The sequence below is a fragment of the Bacillus mycoides genome (assembly GCF_000832605.1).
In the GTDB taxonomy this organism is placed as follows: domain Bacteria; phylum Bacillota; class Bacilli; order Bacillales; family Bacillaceae_G; genus Bacillus_A; species Bacillus_A mycoides.
This window is the reverse complement of sequence record NZ_CP009692.1, coordinates 5,169,381-5,193,408: the sequence shown is the minus strand read 5'-3', so window position 1 is coordinate 5,193,408 and position 24,028 is coordinate 5,169,381. Positions and strand designations below refer to the sequence as shown.

Below are 24,028 nucleotides of genomic sequence, written 5' to 3'. Positions count from 1 at the left end.
TTATTTACTAGGAGGAGCCTGTCACAATAGGTTTCTCCTGTTCTTTTTTAGAGGCCTGTCTTACAGGCTTTTCTTTAAAAGATAAATAACTGAAAATTAAGAACGATAATCTTTGAAAGAGGTGGGGCATACATATAACAAAAAAAGGGATTGTTTAAGAAAGGGGGATAAGAAATGGTCTTGTTTGGTTATCCACTTGAAACAATTTATTTATATGGATTTATTATTGCTACTATACTCACTGTTATTTATATTTTCTTTGGAGATATATTTGAATCAATATTTAGTTTTGGGGGCGGATCTGTATCCGTTGTTACTTTACTACTTAGTTTCTTCGCCATGTTATGTGGACTTAGTTATATAGGAGAATATTTATTTTCCTTTAATAGTACTATTATTTTTGCTGGTTCATTTGCTATATCTTTTATCGGTGTTTTCATAATGAAAATATTAATTTTAAAACCGATTGCAGAAGCAGAACAAAATACGGTGCAACGTATGGATGAATTCATTGGTCGCAAGGGAGAAGTCATTACGACAATTCCTACAGAAGGATTTGGAGAAGTGTTAATCTCCTCTCCATTTGGAAGTAATGCAATACCAGCGAAAACAATTGGAAAGAAAGATATTTCACAAGGAACCGAGGTCATTATTGAGGGAGTTCAAGATGGTGTTTTACTTGTACAGAACATCGCTTATTCTTTAAAAAAACCAAAATTATAAGGGGGAATTTACATGACGATTCCATTAATTATCGGTGGAGTTTTACTCGCAATTTTAATTCTACTTATTTTAGTATTCATTACGAAGTATCGAACAGTTGGCCCAGATGAAGCATTAATTGTGACAGGGAACTGGCTTGGTGGTGGAAAGAATGTTGTTATCACTGATGACGGAAAGAAGATTAAGATTATTCGCGGTGGCGGTACTTTCGTAGTTCCAATTATGCAAAGGGGAGAACCTCTTAGCTTACTAAACTACAAATTAGAAGTTGGTACACGTGATACGTATACGAAGCAGGGTGTACCGATTACAGTAAACGGTGTTTCTATTATTAAAGTAGGATCGACAATTGAAGAAGTTTCTACAGCGGCTGAACAATATTTAGGAAAAGAAACAGAAGAGTTGAAAATAGAAGCAAAAGAAGTTTTAGAAGGGCATTTACGTGCTATTTTATCTTCTATGACAGTAGAAGATGCGTATAGTAATAGAGAGCAATTCGCACAAAAGGTACATGAAGTAGCTTCTACTGATCTGAAGAAGATGGGTCTTCGTATCGTTTCCTTTACAATTAAAGAAATAATGGATAAAAACGGCTACCTAGATGCACTTGGTCAGCCGCAAATTGCAATGGTTAAGCGTGATGCAACAGTTGCGAATGCAGAGCGTGAAAAAGAGGCACGAATTGAAAAAGCTCGTGCTGAGAAAGAAGCGAAAGAAGCAGAGTACCAGCGTGATGCACAAATCGCTGAAGCTGAAAAACATAAGGAATTAAAAGTACAATCTTATAAGAGAGACCAGGAACAAGCTCGTGCAGATGCAGATCTTTCTTACGAATTACAACAAGCGAAAGCGCAACAAGGTGTTACAGAAGAGCAAATGCGAGTTAAAATCATTGAGCGTGAAAAGCAAATTGAGTTAGAAGAAAAAGAGATTGCGCGTCGTGAAAAGCAATACGATGCAGAAGTAAAGAAAAAGGCAGATGCAGATCGCTATGCTGTTGAACAATCAGCCGAAGCGGAAAAAGTAAAACAAATGAAAAAAGCAGATGCGGATCAATATAAAATTGAAGCAGAAGCAAGAGCACGTGCAGAAGAAGTACGTGTAGAAGGTTTAGCAAAAGCAGAAATTGAAAAAGCGCAAGGTCAAGCGAAAGCGGAAGTACAAAAAGCGCAAGGTACAGCAGAAGCAGATGTTATCAGATTAAAAGGTTTAGCAGAAGCGGAAGCGAAACAAAAAATTGCAGAGGCATTTGAACTATATGGTCAAGCGGCAATTATGGATATGGTTCTTAAAATGCTTCCAAGTTATGCGAAAGAAATTGCAAGTCCACTTAGCAATATTGATAAAATTACAGTTGTTGATACAGGCGGCGGTGGTAAGAATAGCGGTGCCGGGAAGGTTGCAGGCTATGCGACTGATTTAATGGCAACAATGCAAGAAACACTAAAAGCTTCTTCTGGTATTGATTTAAAAGAGTTATTAGAAGGGTTTGCAGGAAAAGGGGCAGTACAACAATTAGCAAATGATAAACCTGTTGTATCTGTAGTAGAAGATAAGGAAAAAGAAGTAGAAAAAACTAAAGAATAGTAAGATGGAAAGAACCTCTAGTAAGTGGGATACTAGAGGTTCTTCTGTGAATTATAATATTTCGAATAATATACATTTTTATACATTGTTTTAATTATTAAATTTTTATAGAATGAAGTATGTATGCAATAATCTTTTAAATTTAGAAAGATGAGTAAAGAGAAATAAAGAGTCTCATTAACGTATTTATATCTTATAATTTTTATAAATAGATTAATCGTAAGTTATTGCATGTAAAACGGTATGAAGGGGTAGGAATATGTTTCAAAGGAAATTAAGGAGTAGTAGTTTAAAAACAAAGTTACTTGTGTCATTTATTATTATTTTAATTCTTCCAAGTATTGTAATTGGTTGGACATCTTATCAGCAGGCGAAAACAAATTTTAATGAAACGATTTTAAAATCGGCGAAAGATAATATAAAAATTTTGGATAATGTAATTAATAAGGAATTGGATAGTAAAAAAGTAGATGCAACTTATTTTACGAAATTATTTACACAATCAAGTTACCAAGCGGATCAAATTCAAAACATCCAAAATAAACTAGAAGAATATAATAAATTACATCCAGAAATGGAAGCGATCTATACAGGATCTAGTAATGGACAATTTATTCAATCACCAGCTATTCAAATGCCCGAAGGATATAATCCTACAGAAAGAGATTGGTATAAAGAGGCAGTGAAAAAAAGCGGAGAAGTGATTGTAACTGCTCCATATAAGTCAAAAACGACAGGGAATATTGTTATTACACTAGCAAAACAAAACGAAGATAAAAGTGGTGTTCTCGGGATTGACTTAATTATCAATGATATTGTAACTACTTCTAAGATGGTTAATATCGGTAAGGAAGGGTATGTAGCGATATTTGATCAAGATAAAAATGTAGTCGCACACCCGACACTGAAGCCAGGAGAGAAATTAGAAGAGAAACTTAGTAAGGAATTTTATAAACAGGAAGCTGGTGATTTTCATTATTCATTAGATGGTGAAGATCGTAATATTACTTTTAAAACGAGTAAGAAAACTGGATGGAAAATAGCAGGAATTATGCCTTCAAAAGAAATTATTCAAGCGGCGGAGCCTATTTTCTATAAAACGATAACTGTTATTGGTATTTCATTAATGATCGGCGGGGTTTTAATTTACTTTATAATTGCTTCTATTATTAAACCGTTAAAACAACTTGTAATATCATCGAAAAAAATTAGTGAAGGTGATTTAACAGAATCAATTACAGTTCATTCTAAAGATGAAATTGGGCAGTTAGGAGAAAGCTTTAACGAGATGGCATTATCATTACATAATGTCATTTCAAATATAAATATTTCAGCAAGTCATGTAGCAGCATCTTCAGAAGAATTAACAGCTAGCATGAAGCAGACAAGTGAAGCAACGGAACAAATTACACAGGCGATAGAGCAAGTATCGAGTGGGGCTGAAATACAAACGAGAGAAGTTGAAGAAGGAGCAACATTATTAGAAGAAGTTACAGAAGGAGTTCAGCGTGTTGCAGATAGTTCTTCATTAGTATCTACAGCCTCTATGTATACGAAGAAAAAAGCTGAAGATGGTGGAAAGTTAGTTGAGCAAACTGTGAATCAAATGCAATTAATTCATGAGTCTGTTTCAAAGTCAGATAAAGTCATTGTTTTATTAGATGATAAGTCGAAACAAATTGGAGCAATCCTTGAAGTGATTCAACATATTGCAGAGCAGACAAACTTATTAGCATTAAATGCTGCAATTGAGGCTGCAAGAGCTGGGGAACAAGGAAGAGGTTTTGCAATTGTAGCCGATGAAGTACGGAAATTAGCAGAACAATCGGGACAATCTTCTACGGAAATTGATAAGCTAGTGAAAGAGATACAATTTGATATAAAAGAAACAGTAAGCTCTATGAATCAAGTTGGGACAGAGGTACAATCAGGGCTTGTAGTTGCAAATGAAACGAAGAAAAGCTTTGTAGAAATATTGAAATCTACAAATGATACAGTAGTACAAATTGATAGTATGGTAGAAGTAGCGAAGCAAATGACGGTAGATGCAAAACAAGTAAGTGCATCTATTAATGAAATTGCAGCAACGATTGAAGAAAACGCAGCAAGCGTCCAAAATATCGCGGGCTCTTCTGAAGAGCAATTAGCTTCAGTAGATGAAATAAATGCAGCAGCAGTTCATCTATCGCAAATGGCGGAAGAATTACAAGGGATGATTGGCAAGTTTAAAGTATAAGAGGCAAGTGTTAAGAAACGAGGTAATCATTTTACTTCGTTTCTTTTTTATGGCAACGGTAATGAGATAAAGTGAAGAAATATATAGTAATCGTGTTATGATTAAATACGAAAACAAAAGACTGTATTTTCTTTAAATTCTATCTTCATTGATGTTAGGGGAATGATTTTGAAATTGAAGAAATTGAAACTGCAACCGAGAATTACATTAACTATTAGTACACTTATTCTTGTTGTACTGCTGTTAACGAGTTATTTATTTTACTACATATTATCTGAAACAGTAGAAGACCAAATCGGAAAAAGAGCGCTGTATGTTGCGAAAACAGTTGCTGCTATACCGGAAATCGGGGAAGCTTTTCAAAAAGAAAATCCAGCTTCTATTATTCAGCCAATTGCAGAAAAAATTCGAATCGAAACAGATGCTGATTTTATTGTAGTTGGAAATAAAGATGGTATTCGTTATGCGCATCCTAAGCGAGATAAAATAGGAGAGAGAATGGTTGGCGGAGATAATGAAGGGGTTCTATTAGAAGGGGAATCTTATGTTTCGAAAGCAACGGGATCATTAGGGCCTTCACTACGCGGAAAAGTCCCGATTCGTAATCAGGATAATGAAATTATTGGTGTAGTATCTGTCGGTTTTTCAATGGATGATATTCATGGAGCGATAGAAGTGTATGGAAAGCGTGTGTTTTGGATTACAATAACAGGTCTGTTAATTGGGATAATTGGCTCTGTATATTTAGCTAAAAGTATTAAGCGGATGATGTTTGGAATGGAGCCAGAAGAAATTTCATCTTTATACGAGGAGCATAGTACAGTTATTCAATCTGTACGTGAAGGAATTGTAGTAATCGATAAAAATGGTATGGTTAGTTTAGTAAATCAAGCGGCATACGATATCCTTTCTTTAGATAAACAACAAAATATAATAGGGAAATTTATTTTAGATGTTATTCCTAATTCATCGATACTGGATGTACTTCAAACTGGAGAAGAACAATTTGATCGCCAATTAAATATAAAGGGGCAGGATGTTATTGCCAATCGCCTACCTATTAAAGTTAATAATAAAGTAACTGGTGTAGTATCCAGCTTGCGCTTGAAATCTGAGATGGATCAATTAACAGCGGAATTATCTCAAACACGGCAATATACAGAGGCATTACGGGCGCAAACACACGAATATAACAATTTATTGTATACGCTTTCAGGTCTTATTCAATTAGAGTCTTATGAAGATGCTTTAGAGCTTATTCATAAGGAAACGGCAGTATATCAAGAGTTCGTTCAATTTATTATGAAACGAATTCAAAATCCATGGTTAGGTGGGATTTTAATTGGATTTTATAATAGGGCGCGAGAGTTGAAGATTGATTTTATGTTAGATCGGGAAAGTAGTTTAGAAGAGTTAAGTCCGCATATTGAGAGTAATTACGTTGTTTCTATTTTAGGGAATTTGATTACGAATGCATTTGAAGCAATTGAAAGAAATCACGAGCATAATAAGAAAGTAAGAATGTTTGTAACAGACATTGGCGAAGAAATATTAATTGAAGTGGAAGATTCAGGACAAGGTGTTCATGATGAAATAATTACAAGCATATTCTATAAAGGTTTTTCGACGAAGGCGGGCGAAAAACGTGGATATGGATTAGCGAAAGTGAAAGAGTTAGTGGAAGATTTAAATGGAAGTATTGCGATTGAAAAAGGGGATTTAGGTGGTGCTTTATTTATCATTGCATTACCGAAAGAGAGAGGCGAATTGTAATGAATGAGGGGATTGAAGTATTGATTGTAGAAGATGATATTCGGATTGCGGAAATTCATCGTCGTTTTACTGAAAAAATTGAGGGGTTTAAAGTAATTGGAACAGCAACGACTGGGGAACAGGCGAAAGAATGGCTAGAGTTTGTAAAGCCACAACTCGTTTTATTAGATGTATATTTACCTGACATGCAAGGGACAGAACTCGTCACATATATTAGGCATAATTTGCATGATACAGATATTATTATGATTACAGCCGCATCAGAGACGGATGTAGTGTGGCATGCTTTACGAGGCGGGGTAACAGATTATATCGTAAAGCCACTTACATTTGATCGGTTTAAAACAAGTTTAGAAGGTTATCAAAAGAAGATTACGAAGTTAAAGAAAAATGCTCAATTATCTTCAGAACAGATTGAACATCTATGGTCCCAAAGAGGGGTGCAGGCAAATCCAATAGAATATGCGCCAAAAGGAATCGATCCTTTAACGTTAGCAAAAATAAAAAAGCATATGTTAGCTGTTAATGAGGAGGGAATTACTGCAGAGATGCTAAGTTCAATGGTAGGTGTAAGCCGATCAACTGCGAGGCGCTATTTAGAGTATTTGATCTCTGGAAAGAAAGTGCATGCGGAGCTTATATATGGAAGTGTGGGGAGACCAGAAAGAAGGTATTTCCGCGTTTCTTCATAGGGGACTTTCACAACAATAAAAACAGTAGAGGATTACATTTCCTCTACTGTTTTTCCTAGTTGCATCTTATATTGGAATAATTCCAATTACAATTCCAGTAATCAACATAACCATTGTTGTTCCAACAGCCCAAAGTAAAGTAAATCGTTGGTGTTCACCAAAATCAACCTTGGCCATTCCGACTAATAAATAAGTGGAAGCAACGAGGGGACTCAGTAAGTGAACAGGTTGACCGAGTAACGAAGCACGTCCCATTTCTGCGGCACTAATTCCGTAAGCGGCAGCAGCTTTCGTTAAAATAGGTAATACGCCGAAGTAAAAAGCATCATTAGACATGAAAAATGTGAACGGCATACTTAGTAAAGCTGTAATAATTGGAAGCTGTGGGCCAAGTGCATCTGGTATAAGAGTAACAACACTTTGAGCCATCGCATCTACCATTTTTGTTCCAGATAGAATACCTGTGAAAATTCCAGCAGCAAAGACGAGAGAAACAACCGCTAATACGTTTCCAGCATGAGAAGCAATACGTTCTTTCTGTTGCTCTAAGTTTGGATAGTTAATCATAACGGCAATAGCAAAAGCGACTGTAAATAAAACAGGTAACGGCATAATCTCTAGTATGAGACAAACGAGGAGGGAAGCAGTTAATAAAAAGTTAATCCATAGCAGTTTCGGGCGTTTATGTATTTCAGCTTCAACTGTCGCAGCTTGCTCATCCATTGTTTGCATTTGTTTTAAATATTGTACATCCATAATTCCTAAACGTTTTCTTTCTTTTTTTCCAAGATAATAGGCAACGAAAACTACCCAAATTGCACCAGCAATCATTCCTGGTATAAGTGGTGTGAAGAGTTCTGAGGCATCAAGTCCAAGAGCACTCATAACCCGAGCAGTTGGTCCACCCCAAGGTGTAAGATTTGTCACACCTGCTCCTAACATAACAACCCCAGCTAATATAAGTGGATTCATTCCAAGACGTTTATATAGTGGATACATTGCGGAAACTGTAATCATATATGTTGTTGTTCCGTCACCATCTAATGAAACGATAATAGTAAGAATAGCTGTACCAACAACAATTTTTAAAGGATCACCTTTTACAAATTTTAAAATTTTACTAATAACAGGATCGAATAAACCGCTATCAATCATAATTCCGAAATATAAAATGGCGAACATAAGCATAATACCAGTAGGTGCTAGCTTTTGAATTCCTTCTAACATCATCGGGCCCATATTGGCATAAAAGCCACCAATTAATGCGAAAGTAATTGGAATTAATATTAATGCTACTAAGGCTGACATACGTTTAGTCATAATCAAAAACATAAAGACGAATACCATTGCAAATCCAAGTAATGCTACCATGTAATCTCCCCCTCAAAAAATGATTGCGCTTTCAATATAAAACGAAAATTCAGATAAAAGGTTTTTTATTTATAATAAAAGGTTCAATTCGAATGGTAAATAATTAAAGAAATAACATCATTAGAAACATAATCTTTATTTTGATCATTTTGTTCATGAGGTAATTTTGAATTTTTAAAAAGATAAATACCTGTATACAAGAATGGTAGAATAAGGTGAAATAGAGAAGCGCGTGAAGTAGGGAGTAGATTTTGAATGGAAACAAGAATAGAAGAGATTTATAGTTCATGTACAGGAATAGTAGAAGAGATTTGTATTAATGAATCCTCTTACGTATATGAATGGGAGAAATTAATGATGATCCGAAAAAATGACGGTGAGATTGAAAAAATCGCAGTAGGCATCAGTGGAAATATAAGATTAGTAAATGTAGAAGTTGGACAGAACATTGATGCGGACACATTATTAGTTAAGTTAGAAGATGATTTATTAATTACTGGTTGTGAATGATGAGAGATGTGTAGAAGTAACTGCACATCTCTTTTTTGTTCCATATATTACAAAAAAAACATTGTTTTTTCACAAATCTCACACAACCTTTTGATATTCTTTTCGTGGAGTAAACGGTTTTTAGGGAGGAATATTGATGAGGATAAAATATGTCGTACTTGTTATATGTTTATGTTTCGTATTTACAATAGTAGGGTGTGGAAAAAAGGAAATAGAAGTTGTTGCAGTTGATGAGAAAAACGATAAGTGTGATATTTGTCAAATAGGGGTAATGGATAATCAATTCACAACAGAAATTATTTTGGAGAGTGGAAAAGCATTAAAATTTGATGATATTGGCTGCATGTATAAATGGATGGAGATCAATTCAGGTGAAAAGACGAAAGAAAAATTTGTTCGAGATTATGATTCGAAAGATTGGGTTTCGTTAGAAGATGCTACTTACGTATATGATAAAACAATAACGACACCGATGGCTTATAATGTCATTTCATTTAAAAATAAAAAAGATGCAGAGAGTTTTGTATCTAACTATAAGGGGAAAGTTCTTTCGTATAAAGAGCTATCAGAGCATAAATGGGAAATGAATAAAGAGATGATGGGAAAACCGAAAACAGGGAATCACGGTGGGCATCATTAATAATAGAAAAAGACAACTATATAGTTGTCTTTTTCTATTATTACTCAGGTGCAAATATAGAAAAGGTGTAAAAATTTTAGAAGAACGGTTACAATGGAATATAGTAACCTAAAGCAATCATTTATGTACTTTTTAGAAATATATACAAATGCGGTAAAAACGTGCTAAACTAATTGCTTCATAATGTTAATGATGAGGCCATCAGGCGTATCATTCCAATAGGTTGAGAAACATAGTATAAGTTTAAGATAATCCGATTAAAGAAGGAATCTAAAGGGCTTATGGATAAATGTACTCAAGAAGAGTTATTGTATGTGATGGAGGAATGGTTAAGAAAACATTATCTTTCATAGGAGCTGTAGTTGTGAGAAAACAAAAAATTTTATTATGTATGTTATTAGGACTTTTAATGACGGTAGTGGCTTGCGATAAGCAAGAGGAGCCAGAATCAAAACCGGTTCATGTGAAAAACGAAAAGAAAAAAGAAAAGCATAAAGAACAGGAAGAATCTAAAGAAGAAAAAAGTATAAATTTAATGGACAAACAGTTGCTACTTTCTGCGACGCTTGGAGACACAGAAACAGCTATGAAGCTGATCCAAGATGGAGCGAATATCAATGTAGAAGGTGACAACGGAGAAACGCCTGTCCTTGCAGCGACGTATCAAAATCATGTAGAGACAGTTAAAGCATTAATTGATGCGGGTGCTGATATTGAAATTCAAGACGAAAAACAAAGTAATCCATTTCTTTATGCAAGTAGAGAAGGATATACGGATATTGTAAAAGTATTAATTAATGCAGGAGTTAATACGAAGGAAACGACTAAGTCAGGTGGAACAGCACTTATTTCTGCATCTGAGCGTGGCCATGTAGAGGTTGTTAAAGAATTATTAGAGCATACAGATATTGATGTGAATTATAAGAATGAACGTGGTGGAACAGCTTTATTAGAAGTAATTGTATTAGGAAATGGTAGTGAAAGTCATAAGAAAGTAATTCAAATGCTTATTGACCACGGGGCAGATGTAAATATGGCCAATAAGGAAAATATTACGCCGCTGCAATATGCTGAAAAAAGAGGTTTTAAAGATATTGCGAATATGTTGAGGATAGCTGGAGCGAATGAAGTAGTACAGCCGCAACCACAACTGGCGGAATAACAAGCTGAAGAAATAAAAAGCACGAAATAATCCCATTTAGATAGACAGAATGAAGAAGTCATTTTAGTATGATGGATTCAGTAATGTGTATTTAAATGGGATTTTTGTTTTGAAAAAATGGATGGATGCTATATCGAGAAGGCTAAAAATAGTAATTAAGGAGGGTATAAATGCGATTTTCAGAACTTGAGTTAATAGCAATTCAGGCAGAAGTTTTATTTGTTCATAATCAAGTAGGAAGAATAAAGTGTGTAAATGAAAATGGAAATCTGAAAGCACCACGTTTTTTTCTTAGCAGAACTCGTGAAGGCAATATAACGAGGTATCATTATAAACTGCATGGTGAAATGATAAGTAAGATTGAGAAATTAATTCGAGAATACTCAAATCACATTGAGATAGCAAAGATCATTAAAGTATTAAATGAAGAGAGAACGGTGGAGAATATTTGGGTGGGTCCTGCTTTCATGTTTCCTAATAATTTACATAAGCCAACTAGAACAATACAAATAACAGAGAAGAATAAAGAGCTTTTGCGAGAAAATTTTTCTAATCTAATAGAACAGATGGAATGGAGGCGACCTTATTTTGCAATTGTAAAAAATGAAAAGGTAGTTTCTATATGTTGCAGTGCCAGAAGTACGCCCGTAGCTGCTGAGGCAAGTGTGGAAACTTTAGTGGAGTTTCAAGGGAATGGATATGGTGCTGATGTCGTTACAGCCTGGGCACTATCAATACAAGAGGAAAAGCGCATTCCGCTTTATAGTACTTCTTGGGATAACTTTGCTTCGCAAGCAGTGGCGAGAAAACTAAAACTCATTAACTATGGAATGAATTTACATATTGATTGAATTTTAAACATTGTTGTGTTCTGTTGGGATTTATTCGTATATCTAGATTATTGTAAAAGTAATATGGTGAATATTAACATTCGATTAACATCTAATTAACAATTTATCAAAGCTGACTTAATAAATGCGTAATATAGTAAAGGTAACAAAATAACTAGGGTAGAGAACATTTGAGAACACCCGCTTACATATAACGTGCCGCTTTCTTAAGTGTGCTCTATTCCCTAGAGTTCAAATAAGGAGAAAGGTGTTCTATGTAAGTAGGTGTTTTTAGTTTGGATAAAAATAGAAAAGCTAGGTGGAATAAATGTTTAAATAACCTTATATTGCGATGATAAAGGATTGGGAAGGGTACAAAACATACAAAAAATTACCGGAAACAGTTTTTCTTATGACTGGTTCAATGCTGGAGTTACCAGAGCGTGTATATGAACTACAGAAACATGGACACGATGTATTTCTTCATTGTGATTTTATACAAGGCTTAAATACGAACACAGAGGAAGCACTTTTATATATTCAAGATGTTATCGGAGCACAAGGTATTATTTCGACAAAGGGATCGACAATTCGAAATGCCAATAAAATTGGATTGAAAACGATTCAACGCATTTTTATTGTTGATACTTTATCTCTTACAAAATCAATTGAAAATTGTAAAACGACTAAACCTAATGCAGTAGAGATTATGCCTGGCATTATGCCTTCTATTATTAAACAGCTAGCGGAGGAAATAAAATTCCCTATTATTGCAGGTGGGCTGATTCAAACGCGAGAGGATGCAGAAATCGCAATTCGTGCAGGAGCAAGTGCAATTTCAACGAGTCATTATGAAGTGTGGATACAAGAAGAAAAAAGGAGTGCAACCTTGTGATTGAATTGAAAAATGTTTCAAAGGTATATAAAAATGCGGAAGAGACAGCAGTTAAAGACGTATCAGTTCATATTAAAAGAGGAGAATTTTTTGTTTTAGTTGGACCTTCGGGATGTGGAAAAAGTACATTATTACGAATGCTGGCTGGTTTAGAAGAAATTTCTTCGGGAGATTTAATTATTAATGAACATGTTGCAAATGATTTAGAGCCAAAAGATCGTAATCTATCAATGGTATTTCAAAATTATGCGCTATACCCACATTTATCTGTAGAAGAAAATATTTTATTTGGACTTAAGGTAAGAAAAGTACAGAAAGAAGAACGACAAAAACGATTGATGGAAGCTGTTGAGATGGTAGGGTTGAAGGAATATGTCAAAATGAAGCCTGGGCAACTATCAGGTGGACAAAGACAGCGTGTTGCACTTGCTAGGGCCATCGTCAGTCAAGCACCGATTTGTTTAATGGATGAACCACTTTCGAATTTAGATGCGAAATTACGTGCACAGATGAGGATTGAAATTAGAGAAATTCAGCAACGATTAGGAATTACGATGATTTACGTTACTCACGATCAAATAGAAGCAATGACTATGGGAGATCGTATTATGGTTTTAAATAAAGGAAGTATACAACAAGTTGGAACACCGCTTGATATATATAACGAACCAGCAAACGAATTTGTTGCAAGTTTTATAGGTTCTCCTTCTATGAATATAAATGATGGGGAAGTGGATAAAGAAAAAGGCATATTACATATAGGGCAATTGCAAATTCCATTATCTATTGGACAGTTAAAGCAATTACCAGAAGGAATAATTCGAATCGGCATGCGTCCTGAGCATATTGCATTGTCTGAGGAAGGACAAGAAGTTACGCTACAATCTGTAGAAGTATTAGGGAATGAATCTATATTAAACTTTGCGGTAAATGGAACAACTTGGAGTGCGAAAGTCATCGGACAGTTACTCCTGAACAAAGGTGACAAAGTAAAATTATTATTCTCGCAAGAAAAACTATGCTTCTTTCACCAAAATACGAATGAACGATTAAAAGTGGTGGCTGAAGAAGAGTTGAAAGTGGTGGCGAAATAATGATTGAAGTAGGTAAGTTACCAGTTCAAACAACAGTGTCAAAAAAGAAGAGTTTATGGGGCAGAACGAAAGATTTAAGAATAGGATTATTGTTTTTGGCGCCATCTATTTTGTTATTTTCAATTTTTCTTTTCTATCCATTGTTTAGGACGATCTACTATAGCTTTTATTTAACAGATATACACGGAGAAGCTAATCTTTTCGTTGGCTTAGAAAATTATCAATATTTATTTTCGGATCCTGCTTTCTATAAAAGTATAAAGTCAACTTTATTATTTGTTTTATATACAGTGCCTACTAGTATTGTATTCGCCTTATTTCTTGCATTAATTGCAAATGAAAAAGTAAGAGGGATCGGGTTATTCCGAGTACTGTTTTCTTCAACGATGGGAATATCAGTAGCTGCTAGTGCAGTGATTTGGCTATTTTTATTTCATCCAAGTGTAGGGTTATTTAATAATATATTAGCCTCTATGAATCTTCCGGCAATCGCATGGTTAACGAGTCCGGACTGGGCACTGTTTTCTGTATCGGTTACAACGGTTTGGGTGAATACAGGATTTGCATTTTTAGTTATATTAGGTGGTTTACAAAATATTGATACGTCTTTATATGAGAGTGCATCTATAGATGGTGCTAGTTATTTACATAAGCTTCGCCGCGTCACATTACCGATGCTATCACCAACTTTATTTTTTATCGTGACAGTAACGTTAATTAGTGCATTCCAAAGCTTTGGACAAATTGATATTTTAACGCACGGTGGACCGAATGATGCAACGAATTTAATTGTGTACTCGATTTATAAAGAGGCATTTGTAAATCATCAATTTGGAACAGCAAGTGCACAAGCGATGGTATTATTTATTTTCATTTTTATTGCTACATTGATTCAATTTAAGTTTGCTGAGAGAAAGGTGCATTATAAATGATCGTTAAACAGTGGAAACAAAATTTCCTATTATACATGCTGCTCATTATTAGTGCAGTAATGGTGTTTTTTCCTGTACTGTATGCGTTTTTAATAAGCTTTATGACACCAGACGATATTCAAATGAGAAGGTTATTTCCAACTCAATTTACTTTTGATAATTTCATTAATATTTTTCAAAAAGTACCTCTTTTTACATACTTATATAACAGTTTAATTGTATCGACAGTTGTTATGCTTGGACAACTTATCGTATCCAGTTTAGCAGCTTATGCTTTTGTTTTTCTTCAGTTTAAAGGTAGAAACTTAATTTTCTTCTTGTTTATTTCAACAATGCTTATTCCGTGGGAAGCAACGATGGTACCGAACTTTTTAACGATTCAAAACTTCGGATGGATTAATAGTTTTGCTGGGATGACGGTGCCGTTTTTTGCAACAGCTTTCGGTATTTTCTTACTACGTCAACATTTTATGACACTTCCGAATGAACTGAAAGAAGCTGCTTTTATTGAAGGGATTGGAAATGTAAGGTTTTTATTCAGTGTTGTAATTCCGTATTGTAAAACGAGTTTTATTACGCTTGGAGTATATAGCTTTTTAACAACGTGGAATATGTATTTGTGGCCGCTCTTAGTAACCACTGATGAAAAAGTAAGAACGGTTCAAATTGGTGTAAAGCAGCTTCAATCTCAAGAAGTTGCAACTGATTGGGGCAGTGTAATGGCCGGTGTTACGGTTATCGTCATTCCAACGTTGATTTTACTATTTTTAGGGCAAAAGCAATTACAAAAAGGATTAACAAAAGGTGCAATTAAATAAGCATACATAGGAAAAGGTGGGATTGAGATGAGTTTATTGAAAAAAAGTGCTGCTCTTTTAATGGCAGCCACAATGGCATTAACCGGCGCAGCTTGTTCAAATAGTAAAACAGAGGGGAAACCTGAAGCACAGGCAAAAGTAGCTCCAGTTGAAAAGAATGGTGATAAAACTGTAATTCGTTTCTGGCATGCAATGGGTGGAAAAACACAAGGTGTACTAGATGGGCTTGTTGCAGACTATAATAAGTCGCAGAATAAATATGAGATAAAGGCAGAGTTCCAAGGAACATACGAAGAGTCTTTAACGAAATTTAAAACGATGTCTGCAACGAAAGAAGCGCCAGCTCTTGTTCAATCGAGTGAAATTACAACGAAGTATATGATTGATAGCAAAAAAATTACGCCTATCGATAGCTGGATTAAAAAAGATAAGTACGATACATCAAAATTAGAAAAAGCAATTACGAACTATTATTCAGTTGATGGAAAAATGTATTCTATGCCGTTTAATTCATCTACACCAGTATTAATTTATAATAAAGATGCTTTTGCGAAGGCTGGATTAGATCCAGAGAAAGCTCCACAAACATATGCTGAGTTAAAAGAAGCGGCGAAAAAGTTAACGATTAAAGAAGGCGGAAATGTAAAGCAGTATGGATTTTCAATGCTGAATTATGGTTGGTTCTTTGAAGAGTTGTTAGCGACACAAGGTGCTTTATATGTAGATAATGAAAATGGTCGTAAAGATGCTGCACAGAAAGCAGTATTTAACGGTAAAGAAGGTCAAAAAGTATTTGGGATGTTAGATGAATTAAATAAAGCTGGTGCGCTTGGAAAGTATGGAGCAAGTTGGGATGATATTCGTGCCGCGTTCCAGTCTGGACAAGTTGCTATGTACTTAGATTCTTCGGCTGGTGTTCGTGATTTAATTGATGCATCTAAGTTTAATGTAGGCGTTTCGTATATTCCGTATCCAGAAGATTCGAAACAAAATGGTGTTGTTATTGGCGGTGCATCATTATGGATGACGAATATGGTTTCAGAAGAAACGCAACAAGGTGCTTGGGACTTTATGAAATATTTAACGAAGCCAGATGTACAAGCAAAATGGCATACAGCAACAGGATATTTCTCAATTAATCCAGATGCATATAATGAGCCGTTAGTAAAAGATCAATACGAAAAATATCCACAGCTAAAAGTAACAGTAGAACAATTGCAAGCGACGAAGCAATCTCCAGCAACTCAAGGGGCATTAATTAGTGTATTCCCAGAATCAAGAGATGCAGTTGTAAAAGCATTAGAAGCAATGTATGACGGAAAGAATAGTAAAGAAGCTTTAGATGAAGCCGCAAAAGCAACAGATAGAGCAATTAGTATTTCAGCTCGTACGAGTCAAAAATAAGAGAAAGCCGCATCCTTTTTCAGGATGTGGCTTTCTTTATTGGGAGATAAGGGATCAAAAAAATGATGAAGTCTTATCTCTTTTATATGAGTAAAGGGTCTAGAATGAATTTTGTCCTTTTCATTATTTGTTTAACTCCATTGCAACCTGTTTCCCATTTACAAAAACCTCTGCCACCGCTACTACAACTTCCATCACTTTTTTCATATCTCATCTCTCCTTGTTTTTTGTTTCATTTCTTACTTTTAGTATAAGGAAATACAGTAATTGCAACTATCGAATTGGATGACAAGAGACTTACAGTGTTGTAAGGATAATAGTTTTATTTGTAATAAATGCTATTTCGAATTATGATTCAGAAATTTCTGTCGTTTTAATCTATAATTAGAAAGAGAATGGTTTAGAAAGAAGGGGAAGAAATGAAGAGAATACTTGTTATTAGTGATATTCATGGAGAAATAGAAAAGTTCGAACAGTTATTGGAAGAAGCTCAATACGATGCAGGACAGGATCAATTGATTTTATTAGGGGATTATATAGATCGTGGTCCAAATGCGCGTGCAGTAATTGAAAAGGTAAAAGAGTTAAAAGAAGCGGGAGCCCTCGTTCTAAAGGGCAATCATGAAGATATGATGATCAAGGCGTTAACGACTGATGAGGAACGTTCATGGAACCATTGGGTAAAAAGGAATGGTGGAGATAAAACGTTATATAGCTATGGATTTGTAGAAGAAGACATTGCGGTTAATGAGGAAAACTTCCAAAAACCGATTTTACAATCTCATATATTAGAGGAACATGTAACGTTTATTCAAGAATTAGATCATTACATTGAAACAGAAGAGTATATCTTTGTACATGCTGGTGTTGAGCCGATGAACCGAGTTTCTGAATCTGAACCATATACATTAATGTGGATCCGTAATGAATTTCATAATGGATATAGCGGCGAAAAGGTTGTTGTATTTGGCCATACGGAAACAAAAATGCTTCATGGTAGTGAGAATTGCGGAGTGTATTTTGGTAGTAATCGTATTATTGGAATTGATGGTGGGGCTGTGTATGGTGGTCAGTTAAATTGTTTGGAGTTGCCAAGTAAAAAGGTATATGTAGTAAAAAATTGAAAGAGATAAGAGGAATCTTATTTCTTTCAATTTTTTATTAAGCAAAATTTAAGAAAGAGCCTTTATAATAAAGGTTCAAAATTTTATATCGAGCAAAACTTTAGAAGGAAATAGTTGAAAATGAAATTACATAATATGATTACATTATTTCGTTATGAAGAGAAGAGATGCAATAATAAAGAGAGTTGAAATAGATTGTGGAAGGTGAGAATATGCGCTTACTTGTAGTAGAAGATAATGCCTCGTTATTAGAGTCTATCGTACAAATTTTACGTGATGAATTTGAAGTGGATACGGCAATGAATGGGGAAGACGGCTTGTTTTTGGCGCTGCAAAACATTTATGATGCAATTTTGCTTGATGTGATGATGCCAGAAATGGACGGATTTGAAGTGATTCAAAAAATACGTGATGAAAAGATTGAAACGCCAGTCCTGTTTTTGACAGCGAGGGATTCTTTAGAAGATCGAGTGAAAGGATTGGACTTTGGTGGAGATGATTATATTGTTAAACCGTTTCAGGCCCCTGAATTAAAAGCGAGAATTCGTGCATTACTACGCAGAAGTGGTAGTTTAACAACACAGCAGACCATTCGCTATAAAGGGATTGAATTGTTCGGAAAAGATAAAGACATTCAAGTAGATGGACAAGGTATTAAGCTGACATTAAAACAATATGAGCTACTAGAGTATCTCATTCAAAATAGCGGGAAGATTTTAATGCGTGAACAAATTTTTGATCGTGTTTGGGGATTTGATTCTGATACGACAGTAGCAATTGTAGAAGTGTATGTACATCATTTACGTAAAAAATTAGAACCATTCGGTTATCAGAAAGATATTCAAACCGTTCGTGGTATTGGATATATATTAAAAGAACAATGAGAAAGGGAAGCATGTTTCAAAAGACACGTATTCGTCTAACTATATTGAATTCGTTAGTATTTATCCTATTAATAGGTGTATTAGGTAGTATTATTTATTCGTACACATACAAGCGTACTTATAATGAAGTGGATCAATCTATAAAAATGATAACTCAGTATAGAGAAAAATTTGATGTTAAAATGCCACCACCAAGAAAACGTATAGAGAATATCAAAATTCGAGACCCACGGATAACTATAATAACTTGGAATGGAAAAATAGTGGAGATAGAAGGCGATAACCATAAATTTCGCTCTAACTTTGAAGGGGATTTGGAAAAGTTTTCTCCAAAAAAGGTAGGGGATTTGCAAGATATTGAAGTGCAAGGACGATATTTTAGAATGTTTGCGTTTCAAGAAGATGGAAAAATAGTTCAAATTGTACGTGATACAACAGCTGAAGAAGAAATGCTAAATACTTTATTTTTAATTCTCATAATAGGTTGTAGCATAGGCAGTCTATGTGCAATAGGTATCGGTTTTTTCCTAGCTGGCAGGGCACTCATACCTATTCAAAATTCATGGGAGAAACAGCAGCAATTCGTTTCCGATGCATCACATGAATTAAGAACACCGCTTGCAGTTATTCAATCAAAAACGGATGTATTATTCCAGTCCCCATCCGCTACGATAGAAGAAAAAGCCGTGGATATCTCTACAATTTCAAAAGAATGTAGGCGGCTATCGAAACTCGTTAGCAATTTATTGTTGTTAGCACGTTCGGATTCTAATCAAATTGAGATGGATAAGAAAACATTTGAACTGGATAAGTTGTTAGAAGAAATTATAAATCCATATAAAGAAATTGCCTCTTATCAAGAAAAAGCGATGATATTAAAAGTAGAACATGATATAACGTTTATGGGTGATAGAGAGAGAATCCATCAAATGATGGTCATATTGTTAGATAATGCGATGAAGTATACGAATGAAGATGGGCATATTCAAATTGATTGCACACAAACGAGTAATTCAATTCGTATACGGGTGAAAGATAATGGGATAGGAGTTAAAGAAGAAGATATTCCAAATTTATTTGATCGTTTTTATCAAGGAGACAAAGCAAGAAGTATGTCAGAAGGAGCTGGGTTAGGTCTTTCAATCGCTAATTGGATTGTAGAAAAGCATTATGGAAAAATATCGGTAGAGAGCAAATGGGGAGAAGGAACTTGTTTTGAAGTGATTTTCCCAAAAAATCAAAGATTATAAGTGAGAAGACGACCTTGTTTTTACAAGGTCGTCTTTTTTAAGGGAAAGTTAAGGAATAACTTGTAGCATGTATTACATAATGGAAACTTGTGATGGAAAGAAAAGATGTAAGTTTTTTTGAATGAACTGGATAAATCATAAGGTTATTTCTAACAGAGATGAAGTTTATGTATAGTATAAAAAAAAAATTATGGGAAAGCTGGAAAAAGAAAGCGTGAGAGGGAGGAAGAAGTCTTGAAAAAGAAAATGATGATGGTATTCACTATTGGAGTAATGAGTTTAAGTATATTAGGGGGTGCCTCCCCTTCTGGAATGACAAAAGGAAAGACAGATTACACGCAGCGTAGTAAAGAACAATTAAATGATGGGAAAATACATGCAATGCATACGGAAGAAAAAGCGGAAAAGTTAGGCATTGAAACGGATGGGAAAGAACAAATTACGTTAGAAAAAGAAATTCATGAGACGGAAGTAGGAAGAGAAGCTAATCAATTAGGTATCTCGGCAGAAGGGAAAGATGTTGGAATTCTTTCAGAAGAAATTTATGAAACAAAAGTGAGGAAAGAAGCGTTGAAACTAGGAATATCTATAGAGAATACGTCGATTGTAAGTTTAATTGATCAAATTAATAAGATTAAAATTAATAATGAAGCAGAAAAGCTTGGTGTTTCAACTGAAGGAAAAGAAATAGAAGAGATTGAGGAAGAAATCTACGGAACGAAAGTTAGAGAAGAAGCAGAAAAGCTAGGTATTGCTCAACAAGGAAAAGAGATGGAAGAGTTAGCACAAGAAGTGTACGAACAAAAAGTACAGGAAGAAGCAAAAAAATATCATATTGATTTATATGGCAAAGATATATATCAAGTATTAAGAGAAATAAATGAGCAAAAGGTAATAGAAATAGCAGATGAGCTAGGTATGGATAGAACGAATTTGAAGATTCAAGATTTAGCGGAGAAGATAAATCTTGAACAACCTGAAAAGGGAAAAGAGCTTAAGTTTGTTCCTATGGTTCAAACAGATGCTGATGCGTTTTATTCGTATTTAACGAATTAAAAAGGGCGTGAGAGTGATACGAAAATGGAAGTGGTATATATGTATGGCCTTACTATGTATAGGGGTATGGGGTGCATATACAAATGGAATTACAAAGTATGTGGAGAAAGTAAAGGGGGTACTATTTTCAAGTGTACAAAGTCAAAAACGAATAGAGTTTAGTAATAACGATGAAAAAGTCATGTTATCAAATGTGCCTTTAATTCAGCAATTACCAGAGTTAGATAGAGGCTGCGAAGTAACAAGTTTAGCGATGATGTTACAATACGCAGGTGTTTCTGTAGATAAGATGAAATTAGCAAATGAAATAAAAAAAGTTAATTTTATGGAAGATGGTGTACGTGGGAATCCGAATGAAGGATTTGTAGGGAATATTTATACCTTTTCTGAATCCGGATACGGTGTATATCACGGACCACTTTTTCAGTTAGCAAAAAAATATTTACCGAATAAAGCTGTGGACTTAACAGGGAAGAGTATAGAAGAAATTTATAAGAGTGTAAAAGCAGGGCACCCGGTAGTCATGATTACGAATGCAACATATGCTCCTTTAGATGAAGATGAATTTACTACATGGGAAACAAATAGTGGGGATGTTTCTATTACGTATAATGAACATTGTGTTGTACTTGTTGGGTACGATAAGGAATCTGTATATATTCGAGATCCCCTCGATGATAGCTTAGATGTAAAAGTGCCAAGAGGAAAATTTGAACAGGCATGGGTGCAGATGGGGAGTCAGGCAATTAGCTATGTAAATAACCCCAAATAAATTAGGAAGAAGAGCATGAACTATATAACTATAAGGTGAAGGATAAAGATTTAAGGAATTGTAAGAGAAGCTGTTAAAAAACAAGAGAACTTTAGCTTATTATATATGCTAAAGTTCTCTTGTTTTTTAGGATTAAAATGTTTAGGAGAAGTGGATATGTAAAAATGCATAATTGACGAAAAAATTACATGTTATCATTATATATTGTTTTATACATGTTGATTGTATAAAATTACACAAGTGTTCTATTACATAAAGGAGGCTTATTATGCAAAATATATTTAACTGGGTTAAAAGTATGAGTATCAAGAAAAAATTAATCATTTCATTTTTTATTATTTTAACTATACCAGGACTTATTATCGGTGGTGTTTCATATCAAACTGCCAAAACAAATTTTGAACATCAAATGACCGATAAAGCAAAGGAGAATATTTCAGTTTTAAATACTGTTATTTCTCAAAATATAGAAGAGAAATTTGTTGATGCGACGTACTTTTCAGACATCTTAACAGAGGATACATATCCAAATGGACAAGAAGAAATAGTAAGAACGAAGTTAGCACAATATATAAAGCTTCATCCAGAAGTAGAAGGTATTTATATTGGAACGCAGACGGGTAAGTTTATAAGAGAACCATTTATTCAAATGTCTGATGGCTATAACCCAACAGATAGATCATGGTATAAAGAAGCGCATGAAAATAAGGGAAAGGTAATTGTTACTGCACCGTATCAATCAGCATCTACAAAAAATATGGTAGTGACAATTGCTAAAGAAGTAAAAGATGGTAAAGGTGTTATAGGTATTAACTTGAATTTGGATAACATCCTCAAGGTTTCAAAAATGATTAATATTGGTGAAAAAGGCTATGCAGTTATTTTAGATCAAAATAAGCAAATTGTTAGTCATCCGTCTAGAAAGCCAGGTTCAAAGGTTACTGATCCTTGGATTAAACCAATTTATGAAGACAAACAAGGAAATGTATCTTATACAGAACAAGATGATAAAAAGAATTTAATCTTTACAACAAATGAGAAAACAGGATGGAAAATAGTTGGAGTTATGTTTGACGAAGAAATTATGCAAGCTGCCAGTCCAGTGTTTTATAAGACTTTGATTGTCATAGCTATCGCTATTGCATTTGGTAGTGTATTAATTTATTTCATTACAAATTCTATTACAAGGCCATTACGACAAATAGCTGAATCGGCACATAAAATTAGTAAGGGAGATTTAACAGAAAAAATTACAATCCATTCCAAGGATGATATAGGGAAACTAGGGAATGCATTTAATGAAATGTCTACGTCTTTACAAGATGTGATCACCCAAATTAGCTTTTCAGCAGAACATGTTGCAGCATCGGCAGAAGAGTTAACAGCGAGCGTACAGCAAGCGAATGATGCCACAGATCAAATTACAATTGCAATGGAACAAGTATCAGGTGGGGCTGAATCACAAAGCCAAGGTGTTGAAGAAGGCGCGGCTACATTACAACAAGTAAATACAGCAATTCAAGATGTAACTGGAAGCGCAGAGTCAATTTCTATTTCCTCATTACATGCGCGAGAAAGAGCTGAAGAGGGAGAAGATTTAGTTGAACAAACCGCAAAACAAATGCAGTCTATTTCTAGGTCGGTATCCCAGTCAGATGCTATTATTAAACTTCTTGATGAGAAATCAAAGCAGGTAGGAGCTATTTCTGAAGCAATTCAAAACATTGCTACTCAAACGAACTTATTAGCTTTAAATGCAGCTATTGAAGCGGCAAGAGCAGGGGAACAGGGCCGAGGCTTTGCTATTGTAGCAGATGAAGTAAGAAAGTTAGCAGAGCAATCAGGAGAGTCATCCGGAGAAATCGCGAATTTAATTACGGAAATTAAGGCTGATATTGAACATACTGTTAAGGCAATGGATAATGTGAGTGGGGAAGTTCAACAAGGCTTAGATGTTGTAACAAAAACGAAAGTAAGTTTTACAGAAATTTTAAGTTCTACTACTCATATTGTTTCTCAAGTTAATCAAATGGTAGAAACAACGAAGAGTATAGCTGGAGATGCAAACGAAGTAACAAATGCTATTGATGAAATTGCAGCGGCGGCAGAAGAAAATACAGCTAGTATGCAAAGTGTCGCAGCTTCAACAGAAGAACAAGTAAATTCGATGGAAGAAATTAGTTCGGCTTCGCAAAACTTAGCTGAGATGGCCGAAGAACTACAAGCAATGACTAGTAAATTTAAAGTATAATAACAGCAAATAAGTAAGGAGAAA

The 24,028-nt window shown here is 34.7% G+C and carries 21 protein-coding genes and 2 pseudogenes; 22 read left to right on the top strand and 1 reads right to left on the bottom strand.

Annotated elements, in window-relative coordinates:
• Nucleotides 1-174: 174 nt before the first annotated feature.
• The 6 genes and pseudogenes from BG05_RS28385 (at nucleotide 175) to BG05_RS28365 (ending at nucleotide 7,011) form a co-directional block, all read left to right on the top strand.
• Entirely contained in the window at nucleotides 175-723 is a 549-nt protein-coding gene (locus BG05_RS28385; RefSeq protein ID WP_002134284.1) for an NfeD family protein, read from the top strand.
• A gap of 12 nt (nucleotides 724-735) precedes the next feature.
• Nucleotides 736-2,310, top strand: coding sequence for a flotillin lipid rafts scaffold protein FloT (locus BG05_RS28380; RefSeq protein WP_002169205.1), 1,575 nt, complete (start codon nucleotides 736-738; stop codon nucleotides 2,308-2,310).
• Nucleotides 2,311-2,569: 259 nt separating this feature from the next.
• Nucleotides 2,570-3,556 (top strand): annotated as a pseudogene (locus BG05_RS32250) (cache domain-containing sensor histidine kinase); the annotation flags it as partial.
• Between the two features lie 42 nt (nucleotides 3,557-3,598).
• Nucleotides 3,599-4,546, top strand: coding sequence for a methyl-accepting chemotaxis protein (locus BG05_RS32245; RefSeq protein ID WP_372584076.1), 948 nt, complete (start codon nucleotides 3,599-3,601; stop codon nucleotides 4,544-4,546).
• A gap of 162 nt (nucleotides 4,547-4,708) precedes the next feature.
• Nucleotides 4,709-6,319 carry an ATP-binding protein gene (locus BG05_RS28370; RefSeq protein ID WP_003187227.1) on the top strand — a complete coding sequence of 537 codons (1,611 nt, stop codon included), beginning with the start codon at nucleotides 4,709-4,711 and terminating at the stop codon, nucleotides 6,317-6,319.
• Nucleotides 6,319-7,011 carry a response regulator gene (locus BG05_RS28365; protein WP_002169202.1) on the top strand — a complete coding sequence of 231 codons (693 nt, stop codon included), beginning with the start codon at nucleotides 6,319-6,321 and terminating at the stop codon, nucleotides 7,009-7,011. The genes BG05_RS28370 and BG05_RS28365 overlap by 1 nt, the downstream gene beginning before the upstream one ends.
• Nucleotides 7,012-7,077: 66 nt before the next feature.
• Here the strand turns inward: BG05_RS28365 and BG05_RS28360 are convergent, their stop codons facing one another.
• Nucleotides 7,078-8,382, bottom strand: a complete 1,305-nt coding sequence (locus BG05_RS28360) for a CitMHS family transporter (protein WP_002091080.1) — start codon at nucleotides 8,380-8,382, stop codon at nucleotides 7,078-7,080.
• 255 nt (nucleotides 8,383-8,637) lie between these two features.
• On the opposite strand from BG05_RS28360, the gene BG05_RS28355 reads away from it, so the two are divergent.
• From BG05_RS28355 to BG05_RS32300, 16 genes and pseudogenes are all read left to right on the top strand, one after another.
• Entirely contained in the window at nucleotides 8,638-8,892 is a 255-nt protein-coding gene (locus tag BG05_RS28355; protein ID WP_002169200.1) for a hypothetical protein, read from the top strand.
• 136 nt (nucleotides 8,893-9,028) lie between these two features.
• The gene (locus BG05_RS28350; RefSeq protein ID WP_002125106.1) at nucleotides 9,029-9,532 is read left to right on the top strand and encodes a nitrous oxide reductase accessory protein NosL; all 504 of its coding nucleotides are present in this window, start codon (nucleotides 9,029-9,031) and stop codon (nucleotides 9,530-9,532) included.
• Between the two features lie 289 nt (nucleotides 9,533-9,821).
• Nucleotides 9,822-10,694 carry an ankyrin repeat domain-containing protein gene (locus BG05_RS28345; protein WP_002125108.1) on the top strand — a complete coding sequence of 291 codons (873 nt, stop codon included), beginning with the start codon at nucleotides 9,822-9,824 and terminating at the stop codon, nucleotides 10,692-10,694.
• Nucleotides 10,695-10,864: 170 nt separating this feature from the next.
• Nucleotides 10,865-11,545 (top strand): GNAT family N-acetyltransferase, encoded by a 681-nt coding sequence (locus tag BG05_RS28340; RefSeq protein WP_002186906.1) that lies wholly within the window; start codon nucleotides 10,865-10,867, stop codon nucleotides 11,543-11,545.
• Nucleotides 11,546-11,876: 331 nt separating this feature from the next.
• Nucleotides 11,877-12,419, top strand: a complete 543-nt coding sequence (locus BG05_RS28335; protein ID WP_003187230.1) for a glycerol-3-phosphate responsive antiterminator — start codon at nucleotides 11,877-11,879, stop codon at nucleotides 12,417-12,419.
• Nucleotides 12,416-13,513: an ABC transporter ATP-binding protein gene (locus BG05_RS28330; protein WP_002169198.1), complete on the top strand. Its 1,098-nt coding sequence runs from the start codon at nucleotides 12,416-12,418 to the stop codon at nucleotides 13,511-13,513. The genes BG05_RS28335 and BG05_RS28330 overlap by 4 nt, the downstream gene beginning before the upstream one ends.
• On the top strand, nucleotides 13,513-14,445 hold the full coding sequence (locus tag BG05_RS28325; RefSeq protein ID WP_002125116.1) for a carbohydrate ABC transporter permease: 933 nt from the start codon (nucleotides 13,513-13,515) through the stop codon (nucleotides 14,443-14,445). The genes BG05_RS28330 and BG05_RS28325 overlap by 1 nt, the downstream gene beginning before the upstream one ends.
• Nucleotides 14,442-15,263: a carbohydrate ABC transporter permease gene (locus BG05_RS28320; protein ID WP_002125118.1), complete on the top strand. Its 822-nt coding sequence runs from the start codon at nucleotides 14,442-14,444 to the stop codon at nucleotides 15,261-15,263. Before BG05_RS28325 ends, BG05_RS28320 begins: the two co-directional genes overlap by 4 nt.
• Nucleotides 15,264-15,290: 27 nt before the next feature.
• Nucleotides 15,291-16,667 (top strand): ABC transporter substrate-binding protein, encoded by a 1,377-nt coding sequence (locus BG05_RS28315; RefSeq protein ID WP_000054810.1) that lies wholly within the window; start codon nucleotides 15,291-15,293, stop codon nucleotides 16,665-16,667.
• A gap of 419 nt (nucleotides 16,668-17,086) precedes the next feature.
• Complete coding sequence (locus tag BG05_RS28310) at nucleotides 17,087-17,791, top strand: metallophosphoesterase family protein (protein WP_002125121.1); 705 nt, start codon at nucleotides 17,087-17,089, stop codon at nucleotides 17,789-17,791.
• Nucleotides 17,792-18,003: 212 nt separating this feature from the next.
• A complete protein-coding gene (locus tag BG05_RS28305; protein WP_002091066.1) occupies nucleotides 18,004-18,675 on the top strand; it encodes a response regulator transcription factor in 672 nt (223 codons plus the stop codon).
• An 11-nt stretch (nucleotides 18,676-18,686) separates the two neighbouring features.
• Nucleotides 18,687-19,925, top strand: coding sequence for a sensor histidine kinase (locus tag BG05_RS28300; protein ID WP_002125123.1), 1,239 nt, complete (start codon nucleotides 18,687-18,689; stop codon nucleotides 19,923-19,925).
• A 234-nt stretch (nucleotides 19,926-20,159) separates the two neighbouring features.
• The gene (locus BG05_RS28295; RefSeq protein ID WP_003187233.1) at nucleotides 20,160-20,981 is read left to right on the top strand and encodes a hypothetical protein; all 822 of its coding nucleotides are present in this window, start codon (nucleotides 20,160-20,162) and stop codon (nucleotides 20,979-20,981) included.
• A 43-nt stretch (nucleotides 20,982-21,024) separates the two neighbouring features.
• Entirely contained in the window at nucleotides 21,025-21,753 is a 729-nt protein-coding gene (locus tag BG05_RS28290) for a C39 family peptidase (RefSeq protein ID WP_003187235.1), read from the top strand.
• A 268-nt stretch (nucleotides 21,754-22,021) separates the two neighbouring features.
• Nucleotides 22,022-23,017: pseudogene (locus BG05_RS32305) on the top strand (HAMP domain-containing protein); the annotation flags it as partial.
• 39 nt (nucleotides 23,018-23,056) lie between these two features.
• Nucleotides 23,057-24,004, top strand: a complete 948-nt coding sequence (locus BG05_RS32300; protein WP_435575409.1) for a methyl-accepting chemotaxis protein — start codon at nucleotides 23,057-23,059, stop codon at nucleotides 24,002-24,004.
• Nucleotides 24,005-24,028: the final 24 nt, after the last annotated feature.

What these genes read in the sequence shown, in the direction of transcription:
- BG05_RS28305 (WP_002091066.1), top strand. Translation starts at nt 18,004, where the DNA reads ATGCGCTTACTTGTAGTAGAAGATAATGCCTCGTTATTAGAGTCTATC.
- BG05_RS28340 (WP_002186906.1), top strand. Translation starts at nt 10,865, where the DNA reads ATGCGATTTTCAGAACTTGAGTTAATAGCAATTCAGGCAGAAGTTTTA.
- BG05_RS28290 (WP_003187235.1), top strand. Translation starts at nt 21,025, where the DNA reads ATGGCCTTACTATGTATAGGGGTATGGGGTGCATATACAAATGGAATT.
- BG05_RS28350 (WP_002125106.1), top strand. Translation starts at nt 9,029, where the DNA reads ATGAGGATAAAATATGTCGTACTTGTTATATGTTTATGTTTCGTATTT.
- BG05_RS28345 (WP_002125108.1), top strand. Translation starts at nt 9,822, where the DNA reads ATGTACTCAAGAAGAGTTATTGTATGTGATGGAGGAATGGTTAAGAAA.
- BG05_RS32300 (WP_435575409.1), top strand. Translation starts at nt 23,057, where the DNA reads ATGTCTACGTCTTTACAAGATGTGATCACCCAAATTAGCTTTTCAGCA.
- BG05_RS32245 (WP_372584076.1), top strand. Translation starts at nt 3,599, where the DNA reads ATGGCATTATCATTACATAATGTCATTTCAAATATAAATATTTCAGCA.
- BG05_RS28310 (WP_002125121.1), top strand. Translation starts at nt 17,087, where the DNA reads ATGAAGAGAATACTTGTTATTAGTGATATTCATGGAGAAATAGAAAAG.
- BG05_RS28320 (WP_002125118.1), top strand. Translation starts at nt 14,442, where the DNA reads ATGATCGTTAAACAGTGGAAACAAAATTTCCTATTATACATGCTGCTC.
- BG05_RS28300 (WP_002125123.1), top strand. Translation starts at nt 18,687, where the DNA reads ATGTTTCAAAAGACACGTATTCGTCTAACTATATTGAATTCGTTAGTA.
- BG05_RS28370 (WP_003187227.1), top strand. Translation starts at nt 4,709, where the DNA reads ATGATTTTGAAATTGAAGAAATTGAAACTGCAACCGAGAATTACATTA.
- BG05_RS28365 (WP_002169202.1), top strand. Translation starts at nt 6,319, where the DNA reads ATGAATGAGGGGATTGAAGTATTGATTGTAGAAGATGATATTCGGATT.
- BG05_RS28385 (WP_002134284.1), top strand. Translation starts at nt 175, where the DNA reads ATGGTCTTGTTTGGTTATCCACTTGAAACAATTTATTTATATGGATTT.
- BG05_RS28315 (WP_000054810.1), top strand. Translation starts at nt 15,291, where the DNA reads ATGAGTTTATTGAAAAAAAGTGCTGCTCTTTTAATGGCAGCCACAATG.
- BG05_RS28325 (WP_002125116.1), top strand. Translation starts at nt 13,513, where the DNA reads ATGATTGAAGTAGGTAAGTTACCAGTTCAAACAACAGTGTCAAAAAAG.
- BG05_RS28335 (WP_003187230.1), top strand. Translation starts at nt 11,877, where the DNA reads ATGATAAAGGATTGGGAAGGGTACAAAACATACAAAAAATTACCGGAA.
- BG05_RS28380 (WP_002169205.1), top strand. Translation starts at nt 736, where the DNA reads ATGACGATTCCATTAATTATCGGTGGAGTTTTACTCGCAATTTTAATT.
- BG05_RS28360 (WP_002091080.1), bottom strand. Translation starts at nt 8,382, where the DNA reads ATGGTAGCATTACTTGGATTTGCAATGGTATTCGTCTTTATGTTTTTG.
- BG05_RS28355 (WP_002169200.1), top strand. Translation starts at nt 8,638, where the DNA reads ATGGAAACAAGAATAGAAGAGATTTATAGTTCATGTACAGGAATAGTA.